The organism is Pedobacter polaris, assembly GCF_005116505.1.
Lineage (GTDB): Bacteria > Bacteroidota > Bacteroidia > Sphingobacteriales > Sphingobacteriaceae > Pedobacter > Pedobacter polaris.
Map to the genome: position 1 here is coordinate 1 of NZ_SWBR01000001.1, position 21,810 is coordinate 21,810.

General features: G+C 42.2%; 17 protein-coding genes. All 17 read right to left on the reverse strand.

The features are described 5' to 3' along the window. Window positions 1–402: 402 nt before the first annotated feature. The 17 genes from FA048_RS00005 to FA048_RS00080 all read right to left on the reverse strand — a co-directional run bounded on the left by FA048_RS00005 (window position 403) and on the right by FA048_RS00080 (window position 21,217). Window positions 403–897 (reverse strand): hypothetical protein, encoded by a 495-nt coding sequence (locus FA048_RS00005; protein WP_136837950.1) that lies wholly within the window; start codon window positions 895–897, stop codon window positions 403–405. Next, window positions 897–2,831 (reverse strand): RHS repeat domain-containing protein, encoded by a 1,935-nt coding sequence (locus FA048_RS00010; RefSeq protein WP_136837951.1) that lies wholly within the window; start codon window positions 2,829–2,831, stop codon window positions 897–899. Before FA048_RS00010 ends, FA048_RS00005 begins: the two co-directional genes overlap by 1 nt. Window positions 2,832–3,093: 262 nt before the next feature. Further along, complete coding sequence (locus tag FA048_RS00015) at window positions 3,094–3,540, reverse strand: hypothetical protein (protein WP_136837952.1); 447 nt, start codon at window positions 3,538–3,540, stop codon at window positions 3,094–3,096. Continuing rightward, window positions 3,540–3,755, reverse strand: coding sequence for a ParB N-terminal domain-containing protein (locus tag FA048_RS00020; protein ID WP_136837953.1), 216 nt, complete (start codon window positions 3,753–3,755; stop codon window positions 3,540–3,542). The genes FA048_RS00015 and FA048_RS00020 overlap by 1 nt, the downstream gene beginning before the upstream one ends. 656 nt (window positions 3,756–4,411) lie before the next feature. Continuing rightward, window positions 4,412–4,858, reverse strand: coding sequence for a hypothetical protein (locus tag FA048_RS00025; protein WP_136837954.1), 447 nt, complete (start codon window positions 4,856–4,858; stop codon window positions 4,412–4,414). Next, the gene (locus tag FA048_RS00030; protein ID WP_136837955.1) at window positions 4,855–8,049 is read right to left on the reverse strand and encodes a DUF6443 domain-containing protein; all 3,195 of its coding nucleotides are present in this window, start codon (window positions 8,047–8,049) and stop codon (window positions 4,855–4,857) included. The genes FA048_RS00025 and FA048_RS00030 overlap by 4 nt, the downstream gene beginning before the upstream one ends. A gap of 8 nt (window positions 8,050–8,057) precedes the next feature. Next, window positions 8,058–11,876, reverse strand: coding sequence for a DUF5977 domain-containing protein (locus FA048_RS00035; RefSeq protein WP_136837956.1), 3,819 nt, complete (start codon window positions 11,874–11,876; stop codon window positions 8,058–8,060). Between the two features lie 20 nt (window positions 11,877–11,896). Continuing rightward, window positions 11,897–12,061: a hypothetical protein gene (locus FA048_RS19645; protein ID WP_169306787.1), complete on the reverse strand. Its 165-nt coding sequence runs from the start codon at window positions 12,059–12,061 to the stop codon at window positions 11,897–11,899. Between the two features lie 436 nt (window positions 12,062–12,497). Beyond that, window positions 12,498–13,589, reverse strand: coding sequence for a hypothetical protein (locus FA048_RS00040; protein WP_136837957.1), 1,092 nt, complete (start codon window positions 13,587–13,589; stop codon window positions 12,498–12,500). A gap of 1,580 nt (window positions 13,590–15,169) precedes the next feature. Beyond that, window positions 15,170–16,309 (reverse strand): type II secretion system F family protein, encoded by a 1,140-nt coding sequence (locus FA048_RS00045; protein ID WP_136837958.1) that lies wholly within the window; start codon window positions 16,307–16,309, stop codon window positions 15,170–15,172. A 2-nt stretch (window positions 16,310–16,311) separates the two neighbouring features. After that, window positions 16,312–16,782: a PulJ/GspJ family protein gene (locus FA048_RS00050; RefSeq protein WP_136837959.1), complete on the reverse strand. Its 471-nt coding sequence runs from the start codon at window positions 16,780–16,782 to the stop codon at window positions 16,312–16,314. Next, entirely contained in the window at window positions 16,769–17,131 is a 363-nt protein-coding gene (locus FA048_RS00055; protein ID WP_136837960.1) for a type II secretion system protein, read from the reverse strand. Before FA048_RS00055 ends, FA048_RS00050 begins: the two co-directional genes overlap by 14 nt. Then, complete coding sequence (locus FA048_RS00060; RefSeq protein WP_136837961.1) at window positions 17,119–18,348, reverse strand: hypothetical protein; 1,230 nt, start codon at window positions 18,346–18,348, stop codon at window positions 17,119–17,121. Before FA048_RS00060 ends, FA048_RS00055 begins: the two co-directional genes overlap by 13 nt. Further along, complete coding sequence (locus FA048_RS00065) at window positions 18,348–18,929, reverse strand: toxin-antitoxin system YwqK family antitoxin (RefSeq protein ID WP_136837962.1); 582 nt, start codon at window positions 18,927–18,929, stop codon at window positions 18,348–18,350. The genes FA048_RS00060 and FA048_RS00065 overlap by 1 nt, the downstream gene beginning before the upstream one ends. Beyond that, window positions 18,930–19,424, reverse strand: coding sequence for a hypothetical protein (locus tag FA048_RS00070; RefSeq protein WP_136837963.1), 495 nt, complete (start codon window positions 19,422–19,424; stop codon window positions 18,930–18,932). It abuts the gene before it with no gap. Window position 19,425: 1 nt separating this feature from the next. Further along, window positions 19,426–20,277, reverse strand: a complete 852-nt coding sequence (locus FA048_RS00075; RefSeq protein WP_136837964.1) for a hypothetical protein — start codon at window positions 20,275–20,277, stop codon at window positions 19,426–19,428. 94 nt (window positions 20,278–20,371) lie between these two features. Further along, window positions 20,372–21,217 (reverse strand): LytR/AlgR family response regulator transcription factor, encoded by an 846-nt coding sequence (locus FA048_RS00080; protein ID WP_136837965.1) that lies wholly within the window; start codon window positions 21,215–21,217, stop codon window positions 20,372–20,374. Between the last annotated feature and the right edge of the window lie 593 nt (window positions 21,218–21,810).

Consider the following 21,810-nt stretch of genomic DNA (forward strand, 5'->3'; position numbering starts at 1 on the left):
AACCGAGGCATAGCCGAGCTCATGAATACCTTTAAAACAATATATAACTAATGAATAATCGTACTGCCCAAGCTCATCCTGAAGTTCCTTGCCATTGTACAGATAGTTGTTCGTACCTGCCGTTGCGCTATGTCTCAGTCCAAAGGCATAGTAACCGAGCTTGCGAGCTCATTCACGCCATTGAAAACAACAACCAAACGTGAATAATTATCCTCCTGCAGCTTCCTAACCACACCGTTATAAATATCGAAACTATATCGCACATTTCCTTTTAATGAAATAATAATTTCAATGCTTTTCAAAACAAAAAGTTCAGCATACCTTTTACAATATGCTGAACAATTATTTAACTCAATCACAAGCGGGACACTTGCGCTAGAGGGGTGGGAAGCCAATAACCTTTTAAACTATTATTGAATCAAGTATTGGAGTACTTATTATTTTGTTATCAATTGTATAAATTTCTAATTCCAAATATTCTTCATTTTGCTCTTCATAAAAGTCCATTACGATTTTAACATCTAAGCACTCATTTATTAGGCTTATCAAACCAGAATGTTCATCGTTAAATTTGAATGCGTGATTAAAATTATTTATTGACTTTAAGTGCATAGCCCCACAATTTTTAGAATAGGAAGTAAATAATAAAAAATCATCTAATACAATTCTTGATATATTGGAAAAGATTGTTTGCAATTTTATTTTATCTTTAAACTCCATCCGTTCTTTATAAATCCTTTTCCCATTAAAACTCTCTAAAATTTTATCAGTTTCAACTATAGAAATAATATGATTAATAGTTACAGGAAATTTAGCTAACTTATTTAATTCTTCTAAATAATCCTTAAAATCTTTTTTCCCGAATATTCTCCTTTTCTTCTGATTTACTGATTCCATCAATAGTTTACTTTAGTCTTATTTTTATTTTCTAGTTTTGCTCTCCCATAATTATTTGTCCTAACCGTTCCATTTTCAGTTTTAACCTTACCTGCTTCCCAATGAGGCATACCCGGGTGGGAGCTATCCATAGTCTGCTGTTGTACTGATTTTTGTGATGTTCCTCCCCAGCTCTCTGGAACATCATATCTATATTCTTTTCCAGAGGCATTGCTGTGTTGTGAGGTTGGTTGTTGGCTAGTCGGTATACCTGAATCACGCATAGCCTGCCTTCTTGCTGCTCTTGATGTATTAGCAGTAGGTACTGAAATTTCTTCTTTTATAACTACTGGCCCTGAAGCAGAACTCTTACCTTTACCTCTACCACCTCTACCTAGTGGTGGATCTAATATCGTTAAAACGGCTAAACTAACTGATACTTTTTCTCCTGTTGTAAGTTTTCCTTCTTTATAGTAAGCGTTATCCAGTGTATTAAACCCAAGTGCGTTTAACACATCAAATGATAAGTCTAAAATTGCAGCTTTCACCGGAGAACTCGATCTATAGTTTTCAGTCGAACTTTTAATAAATCCAATCTGATCTCCATCAGGGTCTTTTTCTGGCAATCTGTCTGTTAGCTTAAACTTATGAGGGCAGTTTGGCTTATCACACCTACCATCTGGATCCAATCTATTTATTGGATTATTTGAGCAATAATGATAAGATGTAAGATCAAAAGAATGATCCGCCAGCGGATCCACACTGTTCCACCTCCCAATAACGGGATCATAGAACCTTGCCCCGTAGTCATATTGCCCCAGCTCGTCCTGCAGCTCCTTGCCGTTATAAAGGTAATTGTTCGTACCCGCTGTATTGTTGTACCTCAGTCCAAAGGCATAGTAGTCGTCACCCTGGAGCTTTCTTACAGCTCCGTTATAAATATCGAAACTATATCTCACATTTCCAAGGTGGTCCGAAAGATTGTACTCATATTTATAGCTGCCAGAACTGTTCACCGCCCTGCCCTCCTCGATCTGGATGAAGTCTATCGTTCCGTTGGTATACTGGATCCCGTCCACATAGTCGGTGGTGCCTGTAATATTGCTCACCTTCTTCAGCTTCTGCCCCGTGGCATCATAGGTATAGGCAAGGCTGAGCCCACTCTTTGCGGCCGTTGCCGGAAGGTTCAGGTGGTTATAGCTGAAATAGGTGGCCAGCCTACCGTCCAGTGTCGCATTCCCATTGTTGTCATAGGCATAGCTGTTGGTAGCCAGTGGACCGTCAATGATGTAGTTCAGCCTGTTGCCCAGGTAATGGTAGACGCCGGTGGTGGCCCCGTCCCTGCTCAGGCTCGCGATGTTGCCCATTACATCGTAGGTGAGCACTTCGCTCATAGCGGTACCCGTACTATTTCCGTGGGTCAGCCTGTCCAGTTTATCATACTGGTAGGTGAACACGTTGCCAAGTGAGCTGCCCCACTTCTGGTTCGCTATATTCCCGTTGTACTGTGGATAGGTGCCCGTCTCATAGCCCAGCTCCATGTTGAACTCGGTACTGGAACTCGTTCTCATCCAGCCACGCTCGTTGTAGCCGAAGGCGGTATGCTGGTAGAAGTTCGTGCCGTCGGTGCTGTGCAGCCTCTTGTTCTTCAATTGTCCGACCTCGTTGTACTCCAGCCTGTTCAGGGTAACCTCGCCCTGGCTGTTGATGTTCTGCCTGGTGGAGATCTTCCTGCCCGCGTGGTCGTAGCTATAGGCGTTGTACACCGTGGCGGTGGTGCTGCCACCGGTGGCATGTACCCTTGTGCTCTCGGTCAGCTGCCCCGAAAAGTCGTAGCTGCTGCTCACCAGGTCGGTACCGCCAAGGTGGTGCTGGGACTTGGAGGTAACAACCCTTCCGTCCCGGTCATAGTAGTTCACCGAAAGCAGCATCGTTCCGCTGCCAAGTACGTTCACCCTTGTGCCCGTCAACAGTCACCTCTGGCGCAAGCGTCTCGCTTGTGCCTAAATTATAAAACCAAAATACAATATTCTCTGCTAGCCACATAACAAAAAGTTCAGCATACCTTTTACAATATGCTGAACTAATTTAACCACATCACAAGCGGGGCGCTTGCGCTAGATGGGGGGTAGTGCAGCGCTTTTTAGCCGATGGCACAAGGCCATGCACCCACTCCAATTCATTAGACTTTCGCTAGAGGACAAAATTTATTATATCTTATTGGTTTTTCGTAATGAAGTCATCGAACAAATTATAATTAGAAATATCTTCTTTTAATATTATCTCGTCAGGACTAAGTAACTTTAAGTTATAATTTAAGAAAATCAATGCATTCCTTCGCCCAAATTTACAGATGGCTTCAATTAAACTATTATAATTATTTCTTAAATCTACACGTATAGAAATCTCTAAAATCTTTTGTTTATTGAATAGAATTTCTAAACAGTCGGATTCAATATTGCCAAGTTGGTAGATATTATTTGACCATGATTTGCTCTCTGCCAAAAGCGATATTAAATCGCCTAAAGAAATTTCATCTATTCTTTTATATTTCCACCAATCGATTTCATTAAATGCATCCTCGCTGAGGTAATCTTCATTGAGAAAATAGGAATTTATTTCTTCTTCTGGTATTACAAATAATCTATATTGCCAAATTGCCATTAGTATCTAGAATAAACAAGATCATTAAAATTTCTATAGCTACCATAAGGTAGTTTTACTTCATTCACAGGCACAGATTTCATTCCCAGTTCTCTAGCGGCTTTTAATCGATTATTTCCATCTACAACAAATTTTTTACCATTGTTTTCAACATAGCTAAGTGGGTCATTGATACCATTTTGCTTAATATTTGCTTTTAATTCAGAGAATCCCACACACTAGTCACTTGCTTAAGAATTTTCATTGGATAAGTTCTGTTTTTCAAGTATGGAAATTATCTCTTTAGCTTTTTTGGTTATCGCAATCCAATCAGGGTCAGTCAAAACCTGTTCATCAGAGCCCCTTTTTTCATAACCATTAATCATTTGATTCATATCTGAAAAAAGCGAATATAAAATATCTTTATCTCATTTTAAAGTATTGTAATATTTGATGTATCTTTCGAAGTCAAAGTCATCATATAAAACACTAATAATCTCTGAATATGATGAAATAGAGTTCAAATCTTTGCCTAACCATGACTTTTTCTGCATATCTATGTCAGATATATCCTTAATGGAATTGAAAAGATTTCTTTCCCAATCATGAATATTTTCATTTTGTTCTATCATTATTTTTTGAATTTGAAGTCTTGTGATTTAATATAGGCCCTTGAATCTTTACTACTTACTTCTCGCTCCTCTGGCGCAAGCGTCTCGCTTGTGCCTAAATTATAAAACCAAAATACAATATTCTCTGCTAGCCACATAACAAAAAGTTCAGCATACCTTTTACAATATGCTGAACAATTATTTAACCCAATCACAAGCGGGACGCTTGCGCTAGAGGGGGCTCCATACTTGTACTAAGCGGGGCCACTATCAAATCTATTTTATGATGAAACATACTCAACTCCGCTTAAACTTTCAAACACATTATTAAAAAAATCCTCATCATTAGAGTGGATTATCCAGTATGAAGAATCTATTAGTTCTATTGTATAATCACAGCTCATGAACATATCTTCATCTTTTAGATATTTTTTTAAATTAGACTGTTTTTTATCTCCTAAAATCAAAAGATTTATCCCTTGAATAATTTGATTTGATAAAATCAACAATTGTTCCCACGATATTATTGTAGCATTATCAGAATTGTTAATCTTATCTTCTAAATGAACAATAGATGTGTTATTTTCTAAGGCAGCGACAGCCTCTAACCATAATATAGCCCAGGTAATTCTTTCAATGCTTTTAATACAACCCAAAATATCTTTTAAGCTGACCGACAAAATTGGATTTTTGTCGCCACTTATTTTTATTATCCTTTTCAACTTCATAATTTATACGGTTTACCAAATGTTAGAGGCTTAGCTTCTTTACTCCTCTGAAGAGTACCACCTGTAGAATTCTGTAGATAGTCGTGTTGATGTGGATTTGGGTGGTTTTGTGGCCTGCCATGATCAGTGAAATCTATATCCTTTACAGGTTTTCCTTCACCATCAAACTCTCTTGCTTGTTTGTATTCTCCTTTTCTTCCATTATTAGTTCCTATTTGTGTATGGGGTCCTGGGGTTCCGCCATTCTCATACAACATCGGGTCAACCATTGGTTCTCCCCCCTCTGTCCTGAGCAATTTTTGGTTAGTTGGACCTTTAACATTTTTGGGAGTTCCTAAAGTAGGTGCTTCCGTGCCAGGCTTTCCTTCACCACCTAATGTAAGAAAGGTCAAGAGAAGGTTCACCATTTTACCCCCCGTGCGTACTTTTTCCATAGCAGATACTTTGGAATCAAAAAGATTCATCGCATCTTTTTGGGTAGGAAATCCCATCTTAACAGACGCTTTGTCAACCAATTTACCAGCTCCTCTCACAATAGCAATTGGCGATTTTAATGTCATAAACATATAAGAGCCTAGTCCAGGACCAGGCGCCATCCCATCCGGATCCACAAATCTTATCGGATTATTGAACACATAGTTATATGGGCTATGTCTCCTCATCTTTTCCGCCAGCGGATCCACACTGTTCCACCTCCCAATTACCGGATCATAGAACCTTGCCCCGTAGTCGTACTGTCCCAGTTCGTCCTGCAGCTCCTTGCCGTTGTACAGGTAGTTGTTCGTACCCGCCGTTGCGCTATGCCTCAGTCCAAAGGCATAGTAGTTGTCCTCCTGGAGCTTTCTTACAGCTCCGTTATAAATATCGAAACTATATCTCACATTTCCAAGATGGTCGCCCAAGTTATATTGATACCTGTAGGTTCCGGCCTGGTTCACCGCCCTGCCTTCTTCCGTCTGGATGAAATCCAGTTCCCCATCGGTATACTGTATACCGCCGTCAACATAGTCTAGCCCTATGGTATTACTGTTTAACTTCCTTAATTTCTTCCCATTTGCATCATAGTCATAAGTTAGTGTTATTTCAGAATTACCTACAGTTGTAGGTAGATCAAGGTGATTATAGACAACTGCCATACCGTTCCTTCCATCGGTAATGGCATTGCCATTGGCATCGTAGGCGTAGCTGCCCGTGGCGAGCGGACCGCCCGAAATGCCCGTCAGCCTGTTGCCCACATAGCCGTAGCTGCCCGCCGTCCCACCGTCCCTGCTCAGGCTCGTAATGTTGCCCATCACATCATAGCTAAGCACCTCGCTCATCTGGATCCCGCTGCTGGCCGCACTGGTCAGCCTGTTCAGTTTATCATATTGGTAGGTGAACACGTTGCCCAGCGAGCTGCCCCAGCGCTGGTTTGCAATGTTGCCGTTGAACTGTGGATAGGTGCCCGTCTCGTAGCCCAGTTCCATGTTGAACTCGGTACTGGAACTCGTTCTCAGCCAGCCACGCTCGTTGTAGCCGAAGGCGGTATGCTGGTAGAAGTTCGTACCGTCGGTGCTATGCAGTCTCTTGTTCTTCAACTGCCCGATCTCGTTGTACTCCAGCCTGTTCAGGGTAACCTCGCCCTGGCTGTTGATGTTCTGCCTGGTGGAGATCTTCCTGCCGGCATGGTCGTATATATAGCTGTTCGATATTATGGTTGTATTCCCGTTGCCAAAGTGCGTCCTCGTACTTGCGGTCAGTTGCCCAGAAAAGTCATATGTATTGACTACCCTATCCGGCCCACCCATATAAGTATCAGACACTGTTTCAACCAGCCTACCATCCTCGTCATAGTACATTACCGTCAGCAGCATCGTTGCTGTGCCAAGTACGCGTACCTTGCTTGCCGTCTGTAGCCCCTTTGTCCTGGTACTCACTGCTACAGATGGATAATAGTTGCTGCCATAGCCGGGTATGTCATAGGAATCATAGTAGTTCATCACATGCGTCTGGATCGCCCCATAGTCCTCATCAATCGATTTCGGGTGTGTGTTAATTGTATAGCCGCTGGGGAATGCCGTGGTCCTTTGCTCCCAGTTGGGATCGGTACCAGCATCGAACACGCCCTGTAGGTATTCCCGTGTCGCGGTGGTTTCCTGCTGCAGCCCGGTCAGCGCCATCCTGCCCATCGCATCGTACTTGGTCCAGCCCCAAGTGCTTGCCAAGCGCTGGTTGGCGTCCTGCGTGAGCACAACCTGGTCCAGTCTGTTGTACACTAGGTATTCCCAGCCCTTCCCAGGAACCTTCTTTTCTATCAGCCTCTTCCTGCCATCGTAATGGTAGCCGTAGATATAGTTCTCGAAGTTCGCATCCGCCGTTTCCGCAAAACTGGTGGCCGTTACCGCCGGTGGTACCACATAGGCCAGGTTGCCGTACCTGTCGTAGATGTAGCGGGTGTCGAGGGCAACGCCCTCGGTCTCCCATATCCTCTTCAGCACCACCCTGCCCTCAAGGTCCTTGAACTCCTCTGTCGTGCCCGACTTTCCGCTGGTCCAGTTCTCGTCACGGGAGATGGACTTATAGAGCTTGTTAGCGGCATAACTACCTATTGTAGAGGCGCCACTGCCTGTTGCCGTCCACATCGCCACCTCGCCTGTTGCATTCAGTCCGTAGCCCGGCCTTGCCGTATGGCCCGAGCCCGGTATCCCTGCAGAATACGGCTGCCATACCGCCCCCGGGGAGCCCTGCTCCAGTACCCTGTTCAGCGGAGAGGCCTCCAGTACCGTAACGCTGTAGGGATGGGGCGTCTTTTTTACACTCGCATCCCAGCCAGAGCTGCCGTAGAAGGCGGACTGGCCCCCAAGCGGATCGGCCTTGAAGCTCCCGTCGCCGGTGCCCTGCTCGGCATAGGGAAGGTATTTCTTGGTCTCCCTGCCCAACCCGTCGTAGATGCTATAGCTTACGATGTCCCTTTTGGCAGGGCTGCCCTGCCATTGCACCGTCTGCAGCGGGCGGCCAAGGCCGTCCATGTACTCGATCGTCCGCGAGGCGCTGTCAACCGGAAGCCCCACCAGCGAGCCGGTGGTTTTCTTCCCCGCGGTCTTCACCACCGTCTCCATCACAAAGTTGCGGGAAGTGCTGGGGCTCTGGGCAAGCAGGGCGAATGGGAATGAAATGATTGTTGCGAGTATTAATTTGATCGTCTTTTTCATGGTGTTTCTTAATAAATGTAGGAATCCAGGTAAATCAATGCCGTGCTGGCGGTCAGTGCTACGCCCGTAAGATTATAGTTGGTCGTGCCATTTGTGTAGAACTCCTGGTAGCCGGCCGTTGACGAGACATAGCAAGTTCCCCATGAATAGCCAGGAGTGAGGGCAATGATGGTAAAGCTGAGCGTGTAGGTGCCCTGCGGTATGGTAAAGCCCGCGATCACCTGTGCCTCATTGAAGGTGTACAGCACGTTGCCACTCGCATCCTTTACCTGCAACTGGGTAATTGCACCCTGAAATGGGTAAAAGGTGGCATTGACAAAACTCACCACCACGCCTGTTGCACAGGTTCCATTGGCATTGGCGTATGCCTGCCCGTTGGCGGTAAGGGTTGCTGTTGCCATTGCATCGGCAGCCGCCTGGCTGGTGGCAGAACCGTAGGTATTGGCCGGAACTGTATAGCTTACCGGGGAGCCCAGCAGGCCAGAAGCGCAGTCGTTTTTGGTGAACTTGGCGGTTATTGCCGCATTGTAATAGTAGGCATTGGCCGTGCCCTGGTTGTACCTGTAGTTCTTCACGATGTCGCCATTCTGATCACGGATGTTTATCAGTCGGTTCAGCTCATCATATTCATAGTCCATCTTCAGCCCCTTTGCGTCTATGGCCGAACGGCTGCCGATCCCATCGAAATAGGTATAGCTGCCTAGCTGTGCATCTGCAGGGTATACCGCTACATCATCTATCGCATCGCCATCGCTCAGGGTAACTGCGCCCGTGTAGGCCTGTCTCTTGTAGTGCCATTTTCCTGCAGAAAGGTAAAAGAAGGTGACCACGTAGCTCCGTGAGTTCGGGATGGCCCAGTTCAGATAGAAGTCGCCGCTATAACATTTATCTCCCGTATTTGCTGTACCAGTGGTTGCGCTGCCATGTTCCTCGAAGTTCTCCATGTAGAACTCGCTTGGCAGGGCATTCTTCACCTCTGCAACCGGATAGTTCTGCTGCCCAAGGCTGGTATAGCCATAGGGAAGGAAGGATGCATAGCCCCACTGGTAGGAAACCGGTGTTCCGCCAACCAGCTGCTGGCTAACCAGCCTGCCGGTTGGGTTATATGTATAGTTCGCCCTTTCCTCATATCGCGTGTCGCTCATGAGGTTGTTGTAGAGCGTGCCCGTACGCGATTCGTTGTTGAGCGCAGTGATCCCTTTGGCATCCAACATGTACCGTTTGATGGGTTTGAAATTGGCGGCAGAATATTCGGTAAGGGAACCCGAGACCAGTAGTGAATCGCTGCCCACTTTGTTCCAGCTCTGCTGCTCTATCACTGGGCTCACGATGTTGTTGGTGGTCATGAAGGCAAGGTCGCCGTCATAGCTCTCGGGGTACTTCATCCTCGATACCATCACCTCCCCCCTTGAACCGGCAGTACTTACATGGTTAAGGTTGCGGTTGGCATCATAGCTGTTGCTCGTCACCGTTACCAGCGAATCGCTGCCCTCGTAGCTCACCTCACGGGTACTCCTCAGGTATTTCCAGCCCAGTGCCACAAACTCATCGGTGTAGTCCCAGGTTTCGGTTGGCCCAGACCACCAGCCACCAGAGTTGTTCACCTGCATGACCTGAAAGGCCTTCATCTTCCTGAACATGGTGTCCTGTACCTGCACGTACTCGAAGCTCTTGCTAGTGGCAGGGATAAGTACGCCACTTCCGTTCCTGCGGTACTGGGTAACCCTGCTAGGTACAGTGCCCATGCCCGCATAGCCAAATGCCGTAAACTCATGGCGGGTAAACAGGGTGTCAGTGCCTGCAACCTGCCTCTCCAGCACCGAGGTATAATAGTGCGGCAGGCTTAGCACCGGTGCCTCGGCCACGTATGAGGTGTACACCATGTAGTTTTTATAGACCGGGGCATCCGATGGCACAACAGTTATTTCGTCGAATGGATATTGGTGATAACCGCTCACCGGGGCCACCCCGGTGGAGAAGCCCAGTGGAGTGGTATAGTTAAACTCGCGGTAGAGTGCCGGCCCCGCCTGTGGGGTGGTGGTCATGCTGGCCACCCTTAGCCCACCCGATGGCGTGCCCTCTATAGGCCTGTTACTCACCGTATAGTAGCTCATCGAGGCGGAGACCATGGCCTCCCGCCAGTCGGCCTTCACCTGCATGTGGTAGCTCCCGGGAGACAGGTAGGTACTTGCCGTCAGTCCGGCGTTGTCGGCCTCCTTACTGATCTTGGCACCGAAAACCAGCCCAGACGAGTTGCTCACCTCGAACTCGTTCTCCACATCCTTGGTATTCCCGTCCCACTGTTCGTTATATGGGGTACGGGAGAATATGAAGTTTACCGTTTGCCCCTCGTTTATGGTGAATGACATGTAATTGCCATTTAACGTAGAAAGCCCTCCTGATGGCCTGATGATGGTCTCACCTACACTGTGATGATCCTTTTCATAGCCCATGCCATCAGGGGTCATATTCAACTGGTAGCTGAACGAGGTGCTGCCACCAGAGGGATAGGTTACCTTTTTCATTGCACCCTGCATGGTGCCCGATAAGCTTGGGTCACGGTTTACGCCTGTTGGGTGCAAATGGCTCGGGATCATCATGTCCCCAAAGTCACTGCCCCCCAGTGAATAGCCAAAGTGGTCCACTGCAGCATAGATATGGGAGACACCGGAAACGCCCTCGTATTCAAAGGTGTGCGTGAGGGTATCCGTCAATAGCGGGGTTTCCAGCAAGGTTACCGGGCATTCCTTTATGTAATCGAGCATCAGGTAGCTATTGGAACTGTAATAGCCACTGCCACCATAGCTGTGCCCCAGCTTGAAGCGCCTAACGAGCCCCGCCTTGCCGCTCACGTCTATCTGGGCCAGTTCCTTGGCGTAGCCCCCGGCGCTCTGGTTCAGGTCAATGCGGTCTGCACCAGGGATAAATGATACGCTCACCTTCTCCGAGACGATCGAGCTCAGCCTTACCGGGTTCACGTAAGTGGGATAGGAGACGCTAATCGGCGATGGGGTCCCCCCACCATACACCATGCTCAAGTCTCTCCTGAAGCTCTGGGTGGCCGATCCGTTGTTGCTGATCTTGCCCTCCGAATCGTAGGTCAGTATGATCTTCTCGGTCCCTGCAGCATTTTCCACCATGGTAAGATAATAGGCTGAGTTGTAGCTCGATGGCAGGTTGTACGGCGCACCTGGCGAACCCTTCGGGTTCGTAGTCTCCACCTGGCCGAAATGATACCTGTTACCGTTCTCTGTAGTGATGGTAAAACCGCTAATGCCTCCCCATACCTTCAGCTTCTGGCTGGGGTAAACGTGTATCTTGCCATTATGAATGATGAACTTGCCCGAGTAGCCCGCAAAGTTGAAGCTGAACTCGTCAGGCTCAAGGTCGTACATTACCGGTGCCCACTTCAGGAAATCCTGGCTGGGAGTATTGGGGCTGTACAAGGTGGTCTGCACCGTTGTGCCGTTATAGTTCCCCGAGCCCATAGTGCCATCCACCTTGTCCCTTATCGAACGGGTGATCACCCCACCGGCCTCCAGTGTCCAGCCAAGGCCGGCCCAGCCAGAGGGCTGCGCAGGCCTAAAGCCGTCGTAGCTATAGTTGAGCGAGATGGGCAGGCTCAGCTCGTTCCCCTGCACTGTGCAGATGGGGATGGATAGCGAGGGCAGCCCCGATGACAGGTTAAGGGGCACCTCCCCCGCCTTGGCAATGCTGCCCGCGGTTGGCGAGGCGGGAATAAGGTCCGTACGGATCATGGGGCTCTGTGCGTGCACCCCCTGGTAAAGTCCAAAAAGGACCAGTAGTAACAATAATGGTTTTCTCATGTGCTGAAAGCTATAATGAATTAGATTTTCGGTCTACCTAATTTAGAAAGCGGTTTTGCCGAACAAGAATATTTTTGCCAACTACCATTTTCAGGTGACGAACGATATGAATCCCATGATGAACTAGTATTTTGGGCTGATATTTTTTTTTGAAAACGAAGCTTTTTTAATGCTTTTTTGCTCATTTTTTAATGAATTCTGCGTAAAATTGGATTTTGAACTGAAAACTTTTGTTTAAGCTTCCGAACTTGCGTTAAATTAAAACGCAAAGAACACAGCGTTTGCACAGAGCACACTGAAGTTTATTGTTTTTGGCATATCCTTTCAATCTTGTAAATGAGTGATCTCATTGCTTTGCATATCGATAAATATGAATTTAGCTCTGCTTACAGTTATGGTGCCTTATAAAACCCGAGCAAAGTATCTTTTGGTTTTTTAGCGCAGAACGATTTTTGTTATAGCCCTGGAAGTTATAAAAACGAATTTCGTACCTATTTGAAGATAGACAAGCAATAGGAGGTTGGCGAGCAATAGCAGAGCTTTAACAAAAAAGTTCAGCATAAACTATGCTGAACTAATATTTTAACCAATTACGATGATAGTGTTCCTATATCCTAATGATTATTTTTTACTTAGCTGATGAACTAATATTTCAAGCTTCTCCTCAACCTTTTTTAGCCGCTCACTTTCCGCTAACATCTTTTTATCTTTTTGAATGAGAATGATGCTCAACTCTTCTATTTTTTTGAGCAATAGTTTATTCATTTCCCCAAGTTCAATTCCATTCTTCTCTACTTCGGTAGCCGATGGGATTCCCGGGAGGTGCTTATTTGCTTTAATATATTTTTCGAGTTCAGCAAGCGATGGTATTTGATAGTTATCCGCAAAAACATAGTCTGGCCAATTTGCAGTTTCCACCTTAATTTCCCTTGATCTAATTTTGCCATTAACAGCAAGGTCGTAGGCCCCTGGGTCCTGGGTTTTGATTCCCACACTTCCTGCAAAGTAGCCTTGCTCTGCATTTAAACTTTTAATATTTAAGAGACTTTCAATTGAAGGTTCACTTCCATTAACAACATCTACACGAGGGGCATAGAAAAACTGTTTGTCATTTACGTTTGCATCATAAAATAAGTAAGAGCGTATAGTGGTGGTGGTGGTACTAGTTGCAAATTTAAAATCTGTAACGTCAGCTACCCTGGTACCGGTAACCCCATCATAGATACCACCATAATGAGTAGTTGAAGCATCGCCACTTCCATGAACATAGGCCACTAACAAGTACCATTTATTCAATTCTGGCAAATCACCAGACCAAAAATAGGGATTATCTTGGCTTTGGCCATTAAGATTGGAAACATTATCTGTTCCAAAATAAGAGACGCCATCATTAGAGTTTGTTTTTTTTAGCCAGATAGCATATCGGTACATATTGGCATGGTTGATATTAAAAAAGGTATGGGTAAAGCCCCCATCGTCGTGAGCAAAGCCCTCAGGTTGTCCCTTCCAAAGTATAGCCAACTTCCCATTCGGACCTATACCCCACTCTCTGATATTTTCCGAGGACTGACCGTTTGCCGAAAACCCTCCAACCGACCCCTGTCCCACTTGCCATGCCTGCATATCAATTAGGTTCTGGGCATTTGAAACTGAAAGATTAAAAAAACTAAATACAAAAAAGGCTAGTATGGATAGGTAAAGATTCGTTTTCATGTTATTTCAAAATTGAAAGATTTAATTTATTGGAAACCAAGCTAGCGCTTAACCACATTCATAATGAAATATTTTTGCAAACAGCATGAATCTGGTGACGAACTATAGGAATCCCATGACGAACTATCATTTTAGGATGATTTTCAATTTAAAAAAATGGGAAATTATCGAAGAATTATTGGTGTTTTTTGGTAGATTCTGCGTGAAATTGAAAATGTTGGCTTGCTGGTTAAAATTCATACCTCCCAATCTGTCACAAGATAAAAACCTAACCACTGTTTTTGTTGTAATCCTGATGTGTGCCGATTTTACATCGGTAGCCTGTCGAAGGACATCGGTTTCAATTCCTCCCCAACCATCCCGATGAATCGGGATAAACTCTCCAGAGGGGGACATGCAGGGTGTGGATAGCGTTTGCGTAGCTAAGGAATATTTATCACTTGCAGGTAGGCATCCAATTTCCCCCGCTGGCGGGGGAATCAAAGGGGGTGGAGTCTTAAAAAAAACCTTTAATAAACTGTGATTCGGCTCATAGATTCCTCCGAAGTCGGAATGACAAATCTACCCTCCCGATGAATCGGTTAAATTCTCCAAAGGGGGACATATAGGGTGCACATAGCGTAGGTAAAAACACTATCGCCTATAACAATTCGAAGTGTTGTCATCCTGAGCCTGTCGAAGGATAATAATAATCTCAAACCTCACCTCAACAGAGGGCAACACGAAAGGTATATTTGGGCGTTCGGGCGTGCTGTCTGCAGTATCTTTTGACACTTGTACCAATCTTCAAATTTATCGATGCCAAAAGGATGCCGCTGCCATCACTAACGCAACCATCCCAGAACAAGACACTCCTTTATATCTAGACATTTTCAGCACCATTCCTTCGGTACTTCTTCGGTTGCTGTTCGGTTGCGCTTCGTCGTTTGTTCGGGTGGGCTTCGGTCGGGCTTCGTCTCTGCGTCGTGAAGTAGTCGTACCACAGTCATGAAGTAGTCGTGACTGCTTCGGTTCAAAGACGAAGAAAGGACGAAGGATGGTCGACCACAATAATACGCTATTAGGATGCTGTTAGTATTCAGTCAAAACCCAAAGGCGAAAGAAACCCGATAAGCGATCGAAGCCAGGTTAAACCTCCTCCAGCCCTCCCGACGGGTCGGGATAAACTTTCCAGAGGATGACATGCAGGATGCAGATAGGAAAGGTGCAAGAGCAAAGGCAATGCTATATCGCTGTAGGATAGGCGCCCAGTGTCCCCCGCTGGCGGGGGAATCAAAGGGGGTGGAAGCTTAAAAACAGTAGATGTAAATCCTCCCCCTACCCCCTCTAGAGGGGGACATGCAGGGTGTAGACAGCACGGAGCTTAACCTGATGGATTGTAAAATATTTAATTCCTCCCCCCGCCCCCCCGATAAATCGGGATAAACTCTCCAGAGGGGACATTGCAACATGCAGATAGCGAGGTGGGTTAGCATAGTTGATTGTAATAATTAATCCCCAAATCTATGCGCTTAGATTTTATCATGAACATCTGGACCTAACCCAACTTTAGTCTTTCAGCTTTGGTCTTTCAGCTCTAATTAAAAACTATTACTCATTTGGAACATCGGCAAATACATCGCAATCAAAATTACCCCTACTGCTAAACCTAAAAAGATAATGATCAATGGCTCTAGTAAACCACTAATGGCATTGGTCTTGTATTCTACCTCTTCTGTGTACTGGGTAGATAGCTGTTCAAAAAAATATTCAAGTTTATTTACCTCTTCGGCAATCTTAATCATCTGGATGAACTTTTTGGGGTAAAAATCATCCTTAGCTAATGTTGCCGATAAACTGCTACCCAATAAAATGTCCTTCTCCGCCTTAATCAACGATTGTTCAATAGGATAAAAAGTAATCATTTGTTTAACCATCCCTAAAGCCTGGAGCAAAGGCGTATTGGTACCTGTTAACAGCCGCATGGTATTGGCAAAACGAGCCAGATAAATTTTTTTGAGTATTTCACCTACAATTGGTATGCGCAGTAAGGTCAATGCAGCATATTTCTTAAACCAAGTTTTTTTTCTATTGAGGAGGTAAAATGCTATCAGGGAAATGATGATAAGTAAGAGTAAAAAAATATACTTATCAAACCAATCTGAAAAGCTAACAATTAAAGAGGTAATGTAAGGTAGCTTGCCCCCAAAACGCTTAAAAACATCGGCAAACATAGGTACTACAAACTTGATCATAAAAAATATGGCAGCAAAGGAAGTGCTCAATACCAATAAGGGATAAGTGATAGCCCCGATTATTTTTCTTCTTTGCGTAATCTTGCTCTTAAAATATTTGGCCAATTCATTTAACACCTCTCCCAGCCGCCCTGTTTCCTCTCCAATGCGGATGCTATAAAATTCATAGCTACTGAATTTTTTGTTGTGTTGTAAAGTTTCTGACAAGGATTTTCCAGCAATCACTTCTTTTTGTATGTCTGCAAATAGTGTAAGGTCTTTTTCATGGGTAAAAGAACTTGCCGTTAAATCTAAAGCAGTTTTAATATCGATTCCAGAATTGATCAACGTACTTAGTTCATTGTAAAATGCCTCTTTCTTTTTATCGGCCAATTGCCCATCACCAAAAGAAATGTCTTTGCTCATAAAAGCAAAAACGTTAGCCGCACCAGCTATCTCTGTTGCTTTCTTTTTCTGTTTATAGTTCGAAATATCTATAGATGGCATAATTATTTAAATAAAGCTGCGGCACTGTAATACTTGTTAACTTGGATGGATACTGTATGGTCTTTTGTTAATACCAATTTGAAACTAATTTGATCTATGGTGTCTGCGGCTACAATCTCTTGGCTTTCAAAAAAGCGCTGCAGTTCTACTGCTTGGAGTTTAAAGGTATCGGTATGTACTTCACTTAACCGGCGGAGTATATGTTGATCGGTAAATGAGTAAATGATAATCGAGCTATCTTGTAAAAATTCAAAACCTTCATCCGTTTTAAGCATATAATTGCTCTTTTCGGAGTCTCTATCTAAGGTATGTCTTAGTGCTAAAACTTCATCTGCCAATGCATTTTTATCCTGAAACGATTTAAAATAACTGGTGATGATGCCATAAGCCGAGTAACAAATGGTAATGGTTAAAGCAGAGAGCAACATGGCTACCGTAACCTCCATTAAGGTATATGCGCTAATTTTCTGCATGTGGTTTTACCTTAAATAATGTATTTACAGTACCAATTAATTTACCTTGTTGCGTAGCTTTAATCTCTAAGCTTGCCATATTTTTAACATCACTTTCTTTTTCAACCAATTCATAATTTACGCTATCAATCTGCACTTGGCCATTTGCTACATAACCTAACTCTTCTACTTTTTTGCTCAGCACATTTAATTGGTTCTGGGCCTTGATATTTCTAAAAGAAACACCGGTATTTAACACATTTGCAAAAACTTTCATCGCAATTACAAATACAACCATGATAATTACCATGGCGATAACAACCTCTATTACAGTTGAACCGGCTATTTTCTTTTTAATCAATCTAGCCATTTGAGTACCTTATTTTCATTATTGGTATTGAATAATCTAGCACTCAAATAGTACCTGCTTCTAGCCTTGTTATTAAAATTTACATCAATTAAGAAATTCTCATAAAGCGTTGTTGGAGTTTGCATGATGAACCTATTGCAAGCTATCTTTCCATCAACAACTACCCCTTTTTCTAATTTAACCATACCAGTACTAAATACTTCACCCTTAATATGGTTTTGTTTACCTAAACTGATAATGGTTTGCAGCGGTGATCTTTTTTCTTCATGAGTAAAAAGTATACCTTCAAAGTTTACATTTTCTCCTAAAGCGATTTTGGGCAAGCTTCCTGATTTTTCTGTCCTTATCACCGCAGCAACAGATGGATAATGGAGATTTACCTGATTACCAATACGAATTGAATCTGTAGCAAAAAGTTGGCAACTTCCTTTAAAACCATCTTCCACTTTTATAAATGGCGCAAATAGCTGTATGCCATTTAATGTTGAACTGGCACTAATGGTAACTGAGGAATCTGCAAATAACATGATATTACCATTGAGGTTCACATTGTTCAAATTTGCCTTTTGGAGCAACCTGAAGCTTTGTGTAGAGTCTAAAAAGGATACTTTTAGTTCACTTCTTTCAAGCATGGGCAACTCTTTGCTGCTAAGATCTAATTTGTCCTTTATAGCTTTTAATAAGGTTTGATTAATGGGCTTCAAACTTCTTGAACTAAAAGAGGTATTCCCTCCATAAATTAACTGGGCATTGGCATAGGGTTTACCTTCTGCATAAGATTTTTTTAGTCCGGCCTTGGGCAATTCGGCGTTTCCTGTTATTTTCGTATTGCCACTAAGGGACAATGGTCTATCTTCATCACTTAGGTATAAAACGGTAGAATCTGGTCTTACCCCTATTAGCATAACTTTTTTAAGTGTGTCTTGAAGAATGAAGGCTTTGATAACCGCCAAGTCATAAAAACCCCATTGTTTTCGTTCAATAATTAAGCTATCGGCGTCCTTACCAAATAAATCAAGACCTTTCAAACCGTAATTGCCATCCTCAGCCAAAACATATTTAACACCAGAATTTAAATTGTTCTGTAGCCTATTAAACCGAATTTCTTTTAAATAACTATTTCTATAATGTGCCGCCAACATAATTAATGATGCAGAAATAACAGCTATAAAAAAGGCAATTACAATCGAGAAATATAAGGCACCTGCTTTTAGCATTAGTTGTGTTTTTTAGCAAAAACCTGCTTAATCCAACTCTGAGATGGATTTTCTATTAAGCCTTCTTTATATTTGGAAATGACAACACTATCTGGTCCATGATAAGTTTTATATATTCCATTAATTTTACCAGCCTTATAATTACCTTCTTGTAATAAATTGCCTAATTGGTCATATTTAAAAAACTGACCATGTAATATTCCCTCTTTGTAATTAACTTTCTCCATCAAAACCCCATCAATGGCCCAAATATGCCATTCTCCATCTTTCAAACCTGCCTTAAACACTCCTTTTTCTTTCAGGTTATTACTCAAATAAAAATCGTTATAGTTACCATTTAAAAGCTTGCCACTAAAGCCACCTTGAGTAATTTGAATGCGATTATTACTGTACCAATGGTATTTTCTGATAGGATCAGTAGATTTTGGTTCTTTGTTTGGTTTAACTTGAAAAACTATTTTATGGTCAATAAAATTGATGGTGTGTTTATAGTCATTGATATCAAAATTGACAGCGTTGTTTTGTGCTTTAAGGGTCAGTGAAAAGCAAAGTAAAAAAAGGATAAGCAAGTATCTAAGCATCTATTTTAGTTTAATGTATTTTTTTTCATTTTGGTATTGTAGCTTAACAGAATCTGTGGCATATTTAACCAATTTAACCCCATGTAATTGCTGGCCTTCAGTTAGCATAAACTCTTTACCATCTAGTGTTAACATGGCCACTTTTTTCTTGTTTATGGGATTATTGATATATCCAGTATACTGTATAGCATTCCATTTTACTGGAACTTTTATATTCATGTGCATTGGAGCAGCCGCTATGGCTATTGATGGACTTTTTGCTATTTCATGGACAATTTCTTGGCTATTTTCGGAAAATGGATTTCTATAATCTAGTCTTAGCGAAACTTGATCTTCCTCATGGTTCACCATGTTAAAGTATGCTACTTTAGTAGTATTTGCTGATAAAATAGGAGTATCCTCCGCAGCCATGGAATTAAAAACTCTATAAAATATAATGCCCCATAGTGCAACCACACTAATTAACAAGAGATAAGTGAATTTTTTATTTTTCATCTTATTGAATGGTGAAACTAAATAAATCACTAAAGCTTCCTTTATTACCAGCCTTATCAATTGCTCGCACCTTCCATCCAATTACTTCATTGCTATCACCAGCATTAAATGTGTAAGTATTGGTGGTTAAAAGCATTGGATAAGAAGTGCTGTAAAGGGTAGTCAAATCGCTCTGATAAACTATCAGTTCATATTTTTCTGCATCTGTAATTGAATTCCAGGTTAATTGCACTGGCTTTGCAACTGTTTTATTGTTTAACGGGGCGGTTAATTTAACTTGGACAGGGGGTGTAGCATCATAAGAAAAATTACGAACCACAGACCATTTTGAGTTTTCTGTGGTGCTCTCTCCCCTTACTCGAAATTGATAGTTTCCTTCTTTTGAAAGCGTTTTTAAGAAAGACAAATTAGTAGTGGTTACATTTAAGACAAGGTTGTTTTCGTCTATAAAATTTTGATTATCTAGCTGTACACGGTATTGGGTGGCACCAAATAAATTCAACCATTCCAGTTTAACATCTGGGCTTGAAGTGAAAAAATTATTTGTGGGACTAGTTAATTGAATAACATTATTTGTTAAAGAAGAGGGGTGCACAATAAAGCTTTGTGTGGTATAGGATGTTTGACTGCTTCCATTTTCTGCCCTCACCCTCCATTGATATTTGCCGGGGTCTAGTGTATAAGTAAACTTATCTTTTTTTACCAAAGTATCTAATATTAGTTTTTGAATGTTACTAAAATCTGTACTTACTACTTGCAAGCGATAGCCTAAGGCATCCTGTTGCATTTCCCACCAAAAAGTTAATTGGTAATTACTAGTTTCTAAATTATTTGTTGGTGCTAATAACACCATATTTTTATGGTTAAGGGATGGTTCTATGAATTCATTGCATGACAAGCAAAAAACAATGGACATCAAAACCATATAGAATAGTTTTTTTATCATTTTAAATAAAGTTTAATAAGGTAAGGTCAAGTAAATCGATACAGTTAAGCATCAAACCACTATAAAACAAGCAAATAGAGGCTGTTATCGAATAATCAAATGTTTGCAAATAGTTTTTCTTCTTAATCATTTTTTGGTTCTTTCTTTCAGAAAAAAGTTTTTTATAGGTACCCCCTATTAATATTTTATAGTTTTCGTTATCGTTAAGTACAATGTTATTGCCTTCAATAGAGGTAACCTTATCATAGTGAATAATGAAAGATTTATGTACCCTGATAAAAAATTCCTCTGGCAAACATTCTTCCATTTCTTTCATGGTATTATGACAGATCAGTTTTTTATCATGAACCATGTGCAATACCACGTAATTTTGCAGGGCCTCAATAAATATGACGTCTTTACATCTAACTAAAACTTCCTTTTGGCCTTTAGAATCTGCCTTCACAAAAAATGAATTTGTAATGGGTTCCTCTTTCCTAAGGCTATCCGAGGCGGCTAATGAAGAAAAGCGCATGAACTTGTTCATACTCATCTCAAATCTTGCAAATGTTAGGGGCATCATGAGAAAATCAAAGCCCAAGGTATCAAAAGCATCATAGGCGTGGCTATAACAATTAGCAATGTAAATGATGGTTGATTTTTGCCCTATTTCTAATAAGGTAGCTTTGTGAGTAGATGCAAGGCTGATATCAACAAATAAGATATGCGGGCTATCCTTAATAACTGAACTTAGACCAAGGGGATTGGGCAATGCCTGGCCATTTAATGTGGTTAGCTGAAACCATTCTATGTATTTTTTTAGGGTATGCATTGAAGAAGGTTCACTGAGGATGTAGCAACTGATCATAAAAATTTTAAAAAGCGTTAATAAATTTGGTTATCCTATCTTGTGCTAATGATTGTGAAAACTATCAAATTCCATATTATGGTGCTAATATTTTATACGGAAAGGTATTTTTTCTTGACGAAAGGTCTATGGCATAAGCTTTTGCTAATTAGAAATATCAAGTTAATTCTTAAACTAACTCTATTGTTGAAAATTAATCAAGATGATGATTGCATTAGTTGTTTTTCATAAGAAACTGATTATGTGTTAAAATAATTTGTTAACCCAACTTAAAAGCTGGCCACCTAATTTAAACAGTAGTTTTTTAGAAAAGTATTTTTTTTGCCAATTACCATTTTCGGGTGACGAACGATACGAATCTCATGATGAACTAGCGTTTTTGGCTGATATTATGAAATTAAAAAGCGAGAAATTTCGGGTAAAATCTCCCTTAAAAAAGCATTTTCTTCTTAGTAAAGCTATTTGCACAATAAGCGTGTTAAAAAAACTATGCTTTATTTTTTAATCTATATAATTACTAAGCTAAGAATTGGCATTGTGGATTAGTATAGTAGAAAAATACAACTTATCAATATTTTGTCAATTAAACTTAA

Bases quoted from the DNA above. Each gene is read 5' to 3' on its own strand.
- FA048_RS00005 (WP_136837950.1), bottom strand. From the start codon at position 897: ATGGAATCAGTAAATCAGAAGAAAAGGAGAATATTCGGGAAAAAAGAT.
- FA048_RS00015 (WP_136837952.1), bottom strand. From the start codon at position 3,540: ATGGCAATTTGGCAATATAGATTATTTGTAATACCAGAAGAAGAAATA.
- FA048_RS00025 (WP_136837954.1), bottom strand. From the start codon at position 4,858: ATGAAGTTGAAAAGGATAATAAAAATAAGTGGCGACAAAAATCCAATT.
- FA048_RS00030 (WP_136837955.1), bottom strand. From the start codon at position 8,049: ATGAAAAAGACGATCAAATTAATACTCGCAACAATCATTTCATTCCCA.
- FA048_RS00035 (WP_136837956.1), bottom strand. From the start codon at position 11,876: ATGAGAAAACCATTATTGTTACTACTGGTCCTTTTTGGACTTTACCAG.
- FA048_RS19645 (WP_169306787.1), bottom strand. From the start codon at position 12,061: ATGAGCAAAAAAGCATTAAAAAAGCTTCGTTTTCAAAAAAAAATATCA.
- FA048_RS00040 (WP_136837957.1), bottom strand. From the start codon at position 13,589: ATGAAAACGAATCTTTACCTATCCATACTAGCCTTTTTTGTATTTAGT.
- FA048_RS00045 (WP_136837958.1), bottom strand. From the start codon at position 16,309: ATGCCATCTATAGATATTTCGAACTATAAACAGAAAAAGAAAGCAACA.
- FA048_RS00050 (WP_136837959.1), bottom strand. From the start codon at position 16,782: ATGCAGAAAATTAGCGCATATACCTTAATGGAGGTTACGGTAGCCATG.
- FA048_RS00055 (WP_136837960.1), bottom strand. From the start codon at position 17,131: ATGGCTAGATTGATTAAAAAGAAAATAGCCGGTTCAACTGTAATAGAG.
- FA048_RS00060 (WP_136837961.1), bottom strand. From the start codon at position 18,348: ATGCTAAAAGCAGGTGCCTTATATTTCTCGATTGTAATTGCCTTTTTT.
- FA048_RS00065 (WP_136837962.1), bottom strand. From the start codon at position 18,929: ATGCTTAGATACTTGCTTATCCTTTTTTTACTTTGCTTTTCACTGACC.
- FA048_RS00070 (WP_136837963.1), bottom strand. From the start codon at position 19,424: ATGAAAAATAAAAAATTCACTTATCTCTTGTTAATTAGTGTGGTTGCA.
- FA048_RS00075 (WP_136837964.1), bottom strand. From the start codon at position 20,277: ATGGTGTTATTAGCACCAACAAATAATTTAGAAACTAGTAATTACCAA.
- FA048_RS00080 (WP_136837965.1), bottom strand. From the start codon at position 21,217: ATGATCAGTTGCTACATCCTCAGTGAACCTTCTTCAATGCATACCCTA.